Genomic DNA, 12,521 nt, shown 5'->3' on the forward strand with positions numbered 1-12,521 from the left:
GGATTGAAGAATGTCTTTAAATGAACAGCAACTGGCCAAGCTGAATAAAGTTCAGTTGGATGAAAGCTGGAAATATGGATTGAGTGAATTTTTGCTCAGTCCAAAAATGGATGAATTAAAAGCATTTCTCGTTGAAGAAAAAAAAGCAGATAAAATCATTTATCCTCCCAATCATCTGATTTTTAATGCTTTGAATACCACGCCGCTAGATCGGGTAAAAGTGGTGATTTTAGGGCAAGACCCTTATCATGGCCCAAATCAGGCGCATGGATTAAGCTTTTCCGTGCAAAAGGGGGTTGCATTACCACCATCTTTGCGTAATATTTTTCATGAGTTACATGCAGATGTTGGGGTTGAAAGACCGAAGCATGGTGACTTGACGCATTGGGCAGAGCAGGGTGTGCTTCTGTTAAATGCAGTACTGACCGTCGAAGCAGGTCAGCCGACTTCGCATCAAAAGCGCGGTTGGGAAGAATTTACCGATCACGTCATTGATGTATTAAATGAACAGCGTGAACATATTGTCTTTATTCTTTGGGGCGCATACGCACAGCGTAAAGGACAGCGCATTAATCAAGACAAGCATCTCGTGTTAAAGGCAGCACATCCATCGCCTTTGGCAGCAAACCGTGGTGGTTTTTTTGGTTGTAAAGTATTTTCAAAATCGAATAATTACCTCAAACAACATGGCATTGAGCCTATAGATTGGCAGCTGGACGCATGAAATATTCTCCCCTTACTAAACATTATCATCCAGATTTGATTGTTGAAGAAGCGCACAATGGTTGGCGTATCGTTCGTTTAAATCGCCCGAAATCTTTGCATGCGCTGGATGAATCGATCGCTTCCGCACTTCTGGAAGTATTTCAGGACTTTCATCATGATGACAGCGTAAAAGCAATCTGGCTGGATTCAACCACACCGAAAGCGTTCTGTGCGGGTGGGGATGTACGTAAACTGCGTCAGTTAGTGATTAATGATGAAGTCGCGGCTGCCAATAAGTTCTTTGAGCAAGAATATGCACTTGATCTGTTATTGCATAATTATGCCAAACCCGTTTTAGTCTGGGGTGAAGGTTATGTGATGGGCGGCGGCTTGGGGCTGTTTATGGCGGCGCCTTTCCGTTTAGTGACGCCCTATTCACGTTTGGCCATGCCTGAAATTAATATCGGTTTGTATCCAGACGTGGGTGCAACCCGCTTCTTAGCAGATCGTGGTGCGATTGGTCTATTTACTGGCTTGACCGGTTCGATCATGACCGCTGCGGGCGCTTATGGGATTGGCTGGGCAACGCATATTTGTGATACACAGCGTGATTCAGTTTTGGATAAAGTCATTAATATCGACTGGGAGCATTATCCTGCAGGTGACTTTCGTGCCATTGATGATACCCTGAATAGTATGCACCGTCCAGTCGGCCCAGGACCGCTGCAAAACTCCTTGGATGTGATTCATAGTGTTTGCCGTGGTATCAACTTTGAGCATGATTATGAGTCGATTATTGGCCTGAGTGATGCGCGTAGTGACTGGTTGCGTCAGGCCAGTGAAAACCTGAAAAAAGGTTCGCCGACTACCGCAGCCTTGACCTGGCTATTATGGCAATGGGGTAAGCAGGTACATTCCTGGAATGAAGTTTTCGAGCTGGAAGTTCAAATTTCTGACTGGAAAATCCGTCATCATGATTTTGTCGAGGGAGTGCGAGCGCGTCTGGTCGATAAAGACCTTAGTCCTGAGTGGAAAAAAGGTGTAGATATGAGCTTAAAAGGTATCCTGTCTGGAAATCCTCCAGTTACGACTATTGAAAGCTGGAATGAGCTGCTCAAGCATTATGGTGTGATTTAAGCCTCAATGTCCGAAACACAATTTACAGATGAATACTGGATGCAGCGTGCTTACGAGCAGGCTGCACTTGCTGCTGCACAGGGAGAAATCCCCGTCGGGGCAATTATCGTCAGTCAGAATCAGATCATTGGTCAGGGATTTAATGCGCCCATCTCGTTGAATGATCCGACTGCGCATGCTGAAATTGTTGCACTACGTGATGCCTGTCAAAACATCCAGAATTATCGTTTACCTGATGATGCAGTGCTTTATGTGACTTTAGAGCCGTGCACCATGTGTGTTGGTGCGCTGGTGCATTCACGGGTTTCACGGGTAGTATTTGGCGCATTTGAAGCGAAAGCAGGTTCACTGGTGAGTGCGCGTCAACTGTTTGAAACCGGTTATTATAATCACGTATTTTCTTTCCAGGCAGGCTGCATGCAGCAGCAATGCTCTGAACAGCTCAGTGCATTTTTTAAGTTGCGTCGCGAGCAGAAACGACAATTCAAGTTACAAGAAAAGTTATTAAATACGCAGAAGTAAATTTACTTTATCCGCTAAAATTTGCTTACTTTCAAATATCTGCAATCTTCAGGAACAATAATGAACAGCATTCAAGTAAAAAAAGAATTTCCGGCAGCGCTTGATGATGTCTTTAATTTGATGTCCAAGCATGACACCTATAATATTGCCTTCGCACCGATGCAGGTCGAACGAATCAAGGATTCTGCGGATGCTGAACATCCTGATGGACTCGGTTCGGTACGTGCAATGGGTATGGGGCCAATAAAGCCGCTGAAAGAACAAATTACCTTGTTCGAGCCAAATAATCGCATCGAATACCAGATTATTAAAAATCCGTTAATCAAGCATCATTTGGGTATTATTGAATTTGAAGCACTGGCTGATGACAAAACGCTAGTAACTTATACGATTGAATTGCAGGCACGTGCGCCTTTTGTGAGTAAATTAATCCTTGCACAGTTACAGGCAGCGATTAAACTAGGCCTGACAAAACTCGCAAAATCTGTTTAAACAACAACGGGAAAGCAATGACAGTTCAAATTATTACCATTGATGGTCCAAGTGGGTCTGGCAAGGGCACGTTAGCAGCGAAACTGGCTGCACATTATCAGTTTCACTTATTGGATTCTGGTGCTTTATACCGCCTTTTGGGTTTGTCATTGCATCACCATGATTTGCTAGATTCTCTAGACACGAAATTGCCAGAATGCGTACAAATCGCAACAAATTTAGATATCCAGTTTGTCAGTACCGACACTGGAGTGCAGGTGTGGCTGGATGGTGAAGATGTGTCCCAAACTATTCGCACTGAACGGGTAGGAGAGTTTGCTTCAAAAGTTGCAGCAATTCCTGAGCTTAGAACAGCGATGGTTTCACGCCAACATACCTTTGCGCAGGCACCGGGTCTGGTAGCAGACGGACGCGATATGGCGACAAGTATCTTCCCGAACGCCCAGGCAAAAATATATTTGACGGCCTCGGCTGAATCCCGTGCGCAAAGACGTGTAAAGCAGTTGCAGGGCATGGGGCTGGATGTTAAAATAAGCGACATTTTAGCTAATATCATCGCTCGTGATAAACGAGATATGGAACGCGCTGTCGCTCCACTCAAGCCTGCGGATGATGCTTACATTATTGATAGTTCAGATTTGAATATCGATGAAGTATTCCAGCTGATGACCACTTATGTGGATCAGCAGTTAGCAAATTAACCCAATTTTATCAGCAAACGCATAGCTTGATCAGTTTTATATGGACTATGTAGATGCTTAATTAAACCGGCCTTGTCTGATCCAAGACCGCTGACTTTATCGGAAATATCATGACCGAATCTTTTGCAGCCCTCTTTGAAGCAAGCGAATTAAACCTCAACGTTGAAAAGGGTGCAGTTATCCAGGGCGTTGTAGTAAGCATTGACTCTGATTGGGTAACTGTTGACACTGGCCTTAAATCTGAAGGCGTTGTTGACCGTGCTGAGTTCTTAAATGAACAGCGCGAACTTGAAGTTCAAGTTGGCGACACTGTAGACGTAGTTGTTGAAGCACTTGACAACGGTATGGGTCAAACAGTTCTTTCTCGCGAAAAAGCTAAACGCGCAGAAACTTGGACTAAACTTGAAAAAATCTTTGAAGACGGCGAAATCGTTACTGGTGTTATCTCTGGTAAAGTTAAAGGTGGTTTCACTGTTGACATCGGTCCAGTACGTGCGTTCCTTCCAGGTTCTTTAGTTGATACTCGTCCTATTCGTGATACTACTCACCTAGAAGGCAAAGAGTTAGAATTCAAAGTAATCAAACTTGACGCTAAACGTAACAACGTTGTTGTTTCACGTCGTGCTGTTATGGAAGCTGAATCTTCAGCTGACCGTGAAGCTCTTCTTGCTCAGCTTGAAGAAGGTCAAACAGTTACTGGTACGATCAAAAATCTTACTGACTACGGCGCATTCGTTGACCTTGGCGGTATTGATGGTCTTCTTCACATCACTGACATGGCTTGGAAACGTATCAAGCACCCTTCAGAAGTTGTTGAAGTGGGTCAAGAAGTTACTGTTAAAGTACTTAAATTCGACCGCGAACGTAACCGTGTTTCTCTAGGTCTTAAACAGCTTGGCGAAGATCCATGGTTAGCGATCATGAACCGTTACCCTAAAGGTTCAATCGTTAAAGCGCGCGTAACTAACCTGACTGACTACGGTTGTTTCGCTGAAATCGCTGAAGGCGTTGAAGGTTTAGTACACGTTTCAGAAATGGATCACACGAACAAAAACATCCACCCATCTAAAGTTGTTCAGATTGGTGACGAAGTTGATGTTATGGTTCTTGAAGTTGATGAAGAACGTCGTCGTATTTCTCTTGGTATCAAACAAACTCGTGCTAACCCATGGGAAGAGTTTGCTAAAGATCACGACAAAGGCGAAAAAGTTTCTGGTACGATCAAATCTATCACTGACTTCGGTATCTTCATCGGTTTGCCAGGCGGTATCGACGGTCTAGTTCACTTGTCTGATATTTCTTGGAACGAACAAGGCGAAGAAGCGATTCGTCGTTACAAGAAAGGCGACACTGTTGAAGCAGTTATCCTTTCTGTAGACGCTGAAGGCAACCGTATCAGCCTTGGCATCAAGCAAATGAACAACGATCCGTTCAATGACTTCCTTGCTGCTAACGAACGCGGTGCGTTGGTTAAAGGTACTGTAACTGCAGTTGACGCTAAAGGCGCTACTGTTAAGTTAGCTGACGAAGTTGAAGCGACTCTGAAAGCATCTGAAATCAACCGCGACCGCGTTGAAGATGCAACTAAGTTCCTTGAAGTTGGTCAAGAAGTTGAAGCGAAGATCATCAACGTAGATCGTAAATCTCGCGCAATCAACTTGTCTATCAAAGCGAAAGACGAAGCTGAAGAGAAAGAAGCAGTTGCTAACTTGAAAACAGCTCCTGCTGGTCAAGACAATGGTCCTAAGACGATTGGTGACCTGATCAAAGCTCAAATGGGCAACTAAGTAAGCGTTTGAATTGTATTGTTAATGTAAGTTAACTAATACTTTTTATACAAATACTGTAAACGGTAGCGTAGTATTTAATTATTGCGCTACCGTTTTGTATTTAAACAGGTTATTATCGGGAAATAGATCCCAAGTAGCTTGATAATTAAAGAGGTCGCAGATGACTACTGAAGCACTTAATAAGTCTGACTTAATAGAGCGTATTGCGTTAAAAAATCCGCATTTGGCTGAGCCTTTAGTGGAAGAAGCAGTTAAAATTATGATTGATCAAATGATAGAAGCATTATCAACTGACAATCGTATCGAGATTCGTGGATTTGGTAGTTTTGCATTGCATCACCGTGAACCGCGCGTAGGTCGTAACCCTAAAACTGGTAAATCAGTAGAAGTGGCTGCAAAAGCAGTTCCGCACTTTAAACCAGGCAAGGCACTTCGTGACGCTGTGAACGAGTCTGCACAAAAATAATTGTAAATATTTTGCGGGGTGTTCATGCGTTATGTTCTGGTCATTCTTTTATTGGTACTGTTTGGTTATTCATTAGCTTTAGTTTTGCAAAACGGTACTGAATTGTCAGTGGACTTGTTATTTACTCAAGTTCCCGCAATGCGCCTGGGATTATTACTTCTCCTCACGTTATCTTTAGGTGTCGTTTTGGGCCTGTTATTGGGCGTTCAGATCTTCCGGGTTTTTCAGACGAATTGGGAAATTAAACGACTGCGTAAAGACATTGAACATCTACGTAAGGAACAGTTGAATACAGCCAAGTTAATGGCCGCTGAAGCAGCAGCCCATACCCGGCATGAAAAAACTGTATTAGATATTACCAATGAAAATCAAAGCCCATTATAATGGGCTTATTTTTTGCCTATATGAAGGGGTAATCTCTTGAGTATCATCGTCGCACTAGATGCCAAAAGCCAATTTGATGCCTTAGCCATTGCAGAACAGTTAGATCCTGCCTTGTGTCGACTTAAAGTTGGTAAAGAGTTATTTACCCATGAAGGTCCAATTATTGTCAAAGCACTTCAAGATAAAGGCTTTGATGTATTTCTGGATCTGAAATTTCATGATATTCCAAATACAACAGCACAGGCAGTATGCGCGGCAGCAGATTTGGGTGTGTGGATGGTCAATGTGCATGCCTCAGGTGGCCGCAAGATGATGGAAACCTGTGTAGAGCGTTTGCAAGCGGGTAATTATAAAACTCAGTTGATTGCAGTGACTGTATTGACGTCAATGGGCCGTGAAGACTTGAAAGATATTGGTCTGGATATTGAGCCAAATGAGCATGTAAAACGTCTGGCACAACTGACAAAAGACAGTGGTCTAGATGGGGTGGTTTGCTCAGCTCAAGAAGCGAAAATGTTACGTGAAACGATTGGAAAAGACTTTGCATTAGTGACACCCGGCATTCGTCCAGAAGGGTCGAATGCAGATGACCAGAAACGTATTGTGACACCGAAACAGGCAATGCTAGATGGCTCAACACATCTGGTAATTGGTCGCCCGATTACCCAGTCTAAAAATATGCGTCAGACTTTGAAAGATATTTTGGCAACGCTTTAATACGGTTTGAATGACAAAAAGCCTTTCAGTCGAAAGGCTTTTTTTATATATTGAAAAAATGGTTATAAAATAAAAAGGAAAAATGATGACTTCATCTGAACCACAATTAGAAAAAGTACAGAATGACGTGATTCAAAATATTCAACAGGCAGAACAGCTTAAGCAACAAGAATAGCAACAACAGCAGGCAAGCTCAGCAGATCGGACAGCGGGGATCGATGTGGTCAGTTTGGCATCTGATGCCATCAGTCTTGCTTCGGATGTTATTGAAACAGTAGGCGATGCCTTAAGTGATATTGATTTAAGTTTTTAGTCAGCCCTCTCGGCCTACTTGCTTGTGCTTCGTTTTAAAATTCTGCTTTTAAACTGAATCAGGGAGGAGAGTTCCTCTTTATAAAAGAGGAATTTAGTGAGATTGAGAAAGTGATAAAGTAATTAAATCGCTGCCAGTACACTCACCATGACTGGTGCTAACAGTGACAAAATAAAACCACTGACCATGGCATGTGGAATAAAATCATGCCCACAGGCCTGTTTAACCATCGGTAGAGTCACATCCATCGCAGTTGCACCCGCTGCGGAAATGGCGGATCTTGGGTATCTCCAGCCCATACAATACATGAGTAAGATGGCAAAAATTTCTCTAAACAGGTCATTCATTAGCGCGATACTGCCGAGTTCTGCATTTCTGAGTTCTGTTACGACAACACCTGACATTGAGTAAAATCCATAGCCTTGTGACAGCATGATCAAATCTTTTAGACTGATGTCTGTATTCCAGAATGAATAAAGCATGACTGCAAATAATGAACCAAAAATACAACCAATCGGAACTAAGAGAATTTTAAAATTTAACCAAGAACGATCTAAAGGCGAATAAGCCAGATCCAGGCCAATCATGAACATAAATACCAGCAACAAATGCCAGGTGCTGATTTGCAAGGATAGATCAAACAGACTCAAGCCTGCATGTAAAAAGTATCCACCTGCGAGAGCCAAAAAGGCATAGCTCATATTCAGCAAGGATTTAAGTACCAGATCGAGTGATACTCGGCCTGAACTCGGAAGATAACCTACCCATTTAAATAGTAGATAACAAAATGCAAAAGCACCGAGCGAGGTCAGAAAGGCAATGCTGATCGACGTACTCAAAATCTGGAGAGGATGCTGCAATTCATCTACCAATTGTGAAAATTCAAAGGCAATCGCAATCAATAAAATATAGCTAAAATAGGGCAATAGCTTGAAACAGATTTTAATAATCGAAATCGGAATTCGTTTTGCCATTGTAAAACCGAGTGCTAGACAGAGTAGAAGCTGGAAGATGAGCCAAAGCGATTGCATAAGTTTAATGGATTGAAAAAATTACCTATAAATTATGCCACCGCTTGATGCCAGATGGTAAAAAGCTTTTAGGTGACTTTATTCAATAATCGATAATCCGCGACATTTGGCTTTTTGGTTTTGAGCCAGTATTTCCAGGTATAAGTTGGCCATAAGGCAAAGTTCTTGCCACCTTCCTGCTGATACCAGTTGACACAGCCAGATTGCCACACGGTCTTTTCAAACATATGTTGCACCTGCTGATTAAATGTATCTTGTGCCTGGTCTTTAACCATAATGGCATCGCTTTGGGATTGATCGACCAGTTGCATCAATTGCAAAATATATTCAACTTGTGCCTCAATCATAAAAATGACAGAGTTGTGTGCCAATAGGGTATTTGGCCCCAGTAACTGAAACAGGTTTGGAAAGTCTTTCACGCAAATTCCATAATAGCTTTCAGCACCTTGTTTCCACATTTCATTCAGTTCTACGCCATCAAGCCCGGTACATTGAAAATTCTTCATATAGATACGTGGATCGGTAATGAATCCGGTGCCATAAATCAGACAGTCAATCGGCCGCTCTTTTCCATCTTGTGTAATGATACTGTGTTCAGTCAGTTCCTGAATCTTCTCGGTCACTAGTTCTACATTGTGGCGGTTAAAAGTCGGAAAGTAGCGGTTTGAAACCAGAATGCGTTTACAGCCCATGATGTAATCGGGAGTCAGTTTTTTGGCCAATTCAGGGTTTTTGACCTCATATTTAATGAATAGTTCTGCCAGTTTTTGGGTGAATTTCATAATACCCGGTTTGACAATCGGTACCACACGCGATTCATTTGACCAATATAGGCGCGTGCGATGTAACTTTCGAAACCAGTCATATTTTTTAAAGAGTTTCTTTTCAAGATTCGGGTAGGCGTGTTCATCACGAGGAATGACCCAGGCCGCAGTACGTTGCATGACATACAGATGTTTGCATTGCGGGGCAATTTCCGGAATATATTGAATGGCACTGCCACCTGTCCCAATCGATGCGACATTTTTGCCAGTCGGGTCATAAGTGTGATCCAATTGCGCAGAATGAAAGACTTTGCCTTGGAATTTCTCAATACCGAGAATATCTGGGATTTGCGGAATATGTAAAGGTCCGGAAGCGAATATAACAAACTGGGCTTCAAGGATACTTTGATCCTGTAGCTGTAATTGCCATAGACAGCGTTCTGCCTGGTAATGTGCTGCCAGTACTTCGGTATTTAAACGGCAAAAAGCACGCAGGTTATAATCGGTCACCAGATCCTGAATGTAAGAAAATATCTCGGGTGCTTCCGCATAACGTTTGGACCAATTGCTTTTCGGTGCAAATGACAAGGAATATAAATGTGATTGCACATCACAGGCTGCTCCAGGGTACTGATTGCCCCGCCAGGTTCCGCCAAAATCGCTCCCTTTTTCAAGAATAATAAAATCATAAATACCATGCTGTTGTAAACGTATTGCCATGGCAATACCGCCGAAACCGGCTCCAATAATGGCAACTTTGGTATGAGGGGGGGAGCGTGTAGCGGTGGCATGATCTAGCATCACCACATTCCTTACTTATTTTAATGTTGGATATTTATCGTAATTTGCTCCCTGGTGATTAGACAGAAAAATGATCTAAACGGCAATAGCCGACACATTATTTTTATAGTACAACTAGAATAATCACATTGTATTTGTATGGTTATGAAACGTTCTGTTCTCAGTCTGATGTATTTGATTCAAGGAATGCGCAAGGCTGGCATGGAGGTCGATCAGAAACTGCAAAACATTGGGCTGCGTGTAGATGCCTTTGATCCAAGCTCGGTGATCCATCCGAGTCTGGAACATGATGTGCTTAAGGTGGTGGGACAGGAAATCCAACCTGAACAGGGATTATTGATTGGCCAGCATTATGCTTTGGCAGGTTATGGTCCCTTACTCATGTTGCTGGTGACCAGTCCTACGGTACGTGATGCATTGAATCAGGTGATCCGTTTTCAGCAGTTGACGCATTTGACCGGTCAGTTGGCCTTGCAGCAAAGCGAGCATCATAGCGCGCTATGTTATCGAGCCAAGCAGCAGGATGATCATTTGAGAATGTTGCTGGCACAGGCAGAGATTTCCGGAACGTTTAAGTTTATCCGGGAAATCTACAAATTGATGGGCTTATCCAAACCTGATTTGCGGATCGAGTTGCCATTTGCCTATCCAGAAGATCTGAATACCTTAAAGGTCTATCATGATTATTATGGAACACAGGTACAGTTTGATGCATCTCGGGCAGCATTCTGGTTTGATGAAGCAGTGTTGGATATTAAAATTCCTTCTGCGGATGCGGTGACTTTTGCCGTTTATGAAGCCAAATGTCTGGCTGAACTGGAGCGTTTGCAACAGGATGAGCAGACGCCGACTGTGGTGCAGCGTGTGCAGGATTATCTGGAAATCCAAAGCGGCCTGATGCCGAGCATGGCTGAAACGGCACAGGCGTTGAATATTCCGGAACGAACCTTGCGGCATCAGTTACAGCAGTGTGATACCAGTTATAAGCAGATTCGCGAAGAAATTATTAAAGATAAGGCTTTGCGACTGATTGAATATAAACAGTATTCGATTGAAATGATTGCAGAATTATTAGGCTATTCCGAGCCGGCCGCTTTTAACCATGCCTTTAAACGCTGGTTTGGGCAAAGTCCTCGGCAATATATAAAATAGCCTAAGTTAGTTTATGCCAAAGTGTTATAGCGTGTTGATTAAACTCCGCTATAATTAAATTGATCCCAAATAGTACGAAATTCTATGTCCGATTTTAATTCACAGCACAGCACCGCTTTTAGTCCGATTTCTCCTGCAGAACGTTATGCACAAGCGATCTCTTCGGGACAGTTTATGCCTGATGAAGCACAGGCAATGGCAGTACATGAACTGAATCGTGTCTGGCTGGAATTGATTCAGCGTTTTAAGGCATCGAAAAAAGCATTTCGCCGCTTTCGCCGTCAGACATCTCCGAAAGGGGTGTACATGTGGGGTGGTGTGGGGCGTGGAAAAACTTGGTTAATGGATCAGTTTTACGATTCGATTCCGTTTCGCCGTAAAACCCGGATGCATTTTCACCATTTTATGCAGCATGTGCATCGTGAGTTAAACAAATTATCCGGACAGCGTAATCCGCTAGATATCGTGGCGGATCGAATTTATAAAGAAGCGGTCATCATCTGTTTTGATGAATTTTTTGTGTCTAACGTGACGGATGCAATGATCCTGAGCGATCTGTTCCAGAAGCTGTTTGAACGTGGTATCACCTTGGTCGCTACTTCGAATATCGCACCGGACGGTTTATATAAGAACGGCATTCACCGTGACCGTTTTATGCCTACCATCGAACTGGTCAAGAAAAACTGTGTGGTCTTAAATGTTGATGCCGGAGTCGATTACCGTCTACGGGTTCTAAAACAGGCACAATTGTTTAAATTCCCGTTAACGCATGATCATAAAAACTGGATTGCTCAACGTTTTAGCGCTTTGACCCAGACTCAGACCTGTTCTGAAGAGCCGATTATTATCAACAACCGTATTGTTGAAACCGTGTCACATACTGAAGATGTATTGTGGTGTGAATTTTCTGAACTGTGTTTAAAGCCACGCAGTCCGGCTGATTTTATTGAAATCACCAATATTTATAATACGGTTTTGGTGAGTAATGTGCCACACCTGACCGATTTCCTGAATGATGGAACACGCCGTTTTATTTATCTGGTCGATGAATTTTATGACCGTGGCGTCAAGTTACTCTTAACCTCAGAAGATAATATCGTGGATATTTACCAGGGTGAAAAACTGGCCTTTGAAATTGAACGGACCCGTTCCCGTTTGCTGGAAATGCAGTCGGATGAATACCTGAATTCTGAACATCGCCAGATTGAGAAAATCGCCTCCGTGAACGGAGACTAAGAATAAAAGCGCTGGTCATTTACCAGCGCTTTTTTTATAAAAATAGGGACTTAAATTATCGACAAGCCTGATTAAACATGGCTTAATCTTGGTCTAAATGTGATCGTGTATAACTAGAATGCATAATTTTTACTCGAAAATCTGAACTTAAGTCTAATTTCTACATTTCGAAAACTTTATACACTGTCATTAGGGTATTTAGCAGAATGATATCTATTTGTAACTGAGAAAGATCAAATATGTTTATGAGGGTATTCATATTAGAAAAAATGCTCAGTATTTAGCAATGTGATAATACTATTCAGCTAGA

Annotated in this window: 13 protein-coding genes; 11 read left to right on the forward strand and 2 right to left on the reverse strand. The window is 42.6% G+C overall.

The window, feature by feature from the left end:
* Positions 1-10: 10 nt before the first annotated feature.
* The 9 genes from ung to pyrF all read left to right on the forward strand — a co-directional run bounded on the left by ung (position 11) and on the right by pyrF (position 6,914).
* Positions 11-724 (forward strand): uracil-DNA glycosylase, encoded by a 714-nt coding sequence (gene ung / locus NI465_RS05315; protein WP_005247316.1) that lies wholly within the window; start codon positions 11-13, stop codon positions 722-724.
* Positions 721-1,842, forward strand: coding sequence for an enoyl-CoA hydratase/isomerase family protein (locus tag NI465_RS05320; protein WP_253144531.1), 1,122 nt, complete (start codon positions 721-723; stop codon positions 1,840-1,842). The genes ung and NI465_RS05320 overlap by 4 nt, the downstream gene beginning before the upstream one ends.
* A 6-nt stretch (positions 1,843-1,848) precedes the next feature.
* On the forward strand, positions 1,849-2,364 hold the full coding sequence (tadA, locus tag NI465_RS05325; RefSeq protein WP_005106574.1) for a tRNA adenosine(34) deaminase TadA: 516 nt from the start codon (positions 1,849-1,851) through the stop codon (positions 2,362-2,364).
* Positions 2,365-2,424: 60 nt separating this feature from the next.
* On the forward strand, positions 2,425-2,856 hold the full coding sequence (locus NI465_RS05330) for an SRPBCC family protein (protein WP_004645458.1): 432 nt from the start codon (positions 2,425-2,427) through the stop codon (positions 2,854-2,856).
* A gap of 17 nt (positions 2,857-2,873) precedes the next feature.
* The gene (gene cmk / locus NI465_RS05335) at positions 2,874-3,557 is read left to right on the forward strand and encodes a (d)CMP kinase (RefSeq protein WP_253144533.1); all 684 of its coding nucleotides are present in this window, start codon (positions 2,874-2,876) and stop codon (positions 3,555-3,557) included.
* Positions 3,558-3,667: 110 nt separating this feature from the next.
* Positions 3,668-5,344 (forward strand): 30S ribosomal protein S1, encoded by a 1,677-nt coding sequence (gene rpsA / locus NI465_RS05340; RefSeq protein WP_004278854.1) that lies wholly within the window; start codon positions 3,668-3,670, stop codon positions 5,342-5,344.
* Between the two features lie 163 nt (positions 5,345-5,507).
* Complete coding sequence (locus NI465_RS05345) at positions 5,508-5,813, forward strand: integration host factor subunit beta (protein ID WP_004278853.1); 306 nt, start codon at positions 5,508-5,510, stop codon at positions 5,811-5,813.
* 24 nt (positions 5,814-5,837) lie between these two features.
* Complete coding sequence (locus tag NI465_RS05350) at positions 5,838-6,197, forward strand: lipopolysaccharide assembly protein LapA domain-containing protein (protein WP_004278852.1); 360 nt, start codon at positions 5,838-5,840, stop codon at positions 6,195-6,197.
* A 36-nt stretch (positions 6,198-6,233) separates the two neighbouring features.
* Positions 6,234-6,914 (forward strand): orotidine-5'-phosphate decarboxylase, encoded by a 681-nt coding sequence (gene pyrF, locus NI465_RS05355; RefSeq protein ID WP_004645455.1) that lies wholly within the window; start codon positions 6,234-6,236, stop codon positions 6,912-6,914.
* A gap of 435 nt (positions 6,915-7,349) precedes the next feature.
* On the opposite strand, the gene NI465_RS05360 is transcribed toward pyrF, so the two are convergent.
* Both NI465_RS05360 and NI465_RS05365 read right to left on the reverse strand, forming a co-directional pair.
* A complete protein-coding gene (locus NI465_RS05360; RefSeq protein ID WP_253144535.1) occupies positions 7,350-8,258 on the reverse strand; it encodes a LysO family transporter in 909 nt (302 codons plus the stop codon).
* A gap of 68 nt (positions 8,259-8,326) precedes the next feature.
* Positions 8,327-9,823, reverse strand: coding sequence for a flavin-containing monooxygenase (locus NI465_RS05365; RefSeq protein WP_253144537.1), 1,497 nt, complete (start codon positions 9,821-9,823; stop codon positions 8,327-8,329).
* Between the two features lie 144 nt (positions 9,824-9,967).
* On the opposite strand from NI465_RS05365, the gene NI465_RS05370 reads away from it, so the two are divergent.
* Entirely contained in the window at positions 9,968-10,975 is a 1,008-nt protein-coding gene (locus tag NI465_RS05370) for a helix-turn-helix domain-containing protein (RefSeq protein ID WP_004645451.1), read from the forward strand.
* A gap of 84 nt (positions 10,976-11,059) precedes the next feature.
* On the forward strand, positions 11,060-12,211 hold the full coding sequence (zapE, locus tag NI465_RS05375; RefSeq protein WP_253144539.1) for a cell division protein ZapE: 1,152 nt from the start codon (positions 11,060-11,062) through the stop codon (positions 12,209-12,211).
* Positions 12,212-12,521: the final 310 nt, after the last annotated feature.

Origin of the sequence: Acinetobacter lwoffii (genome assembly GCF_024129855.1) — a bacterium.
Taxonomy (GTDB): Bacteria; Pseudomonadota; Gammaproteobacteria; order Pseudomonadales; family Moraxellaceae; genus Acinetobacter; species Acinetobacter lwoffii_L.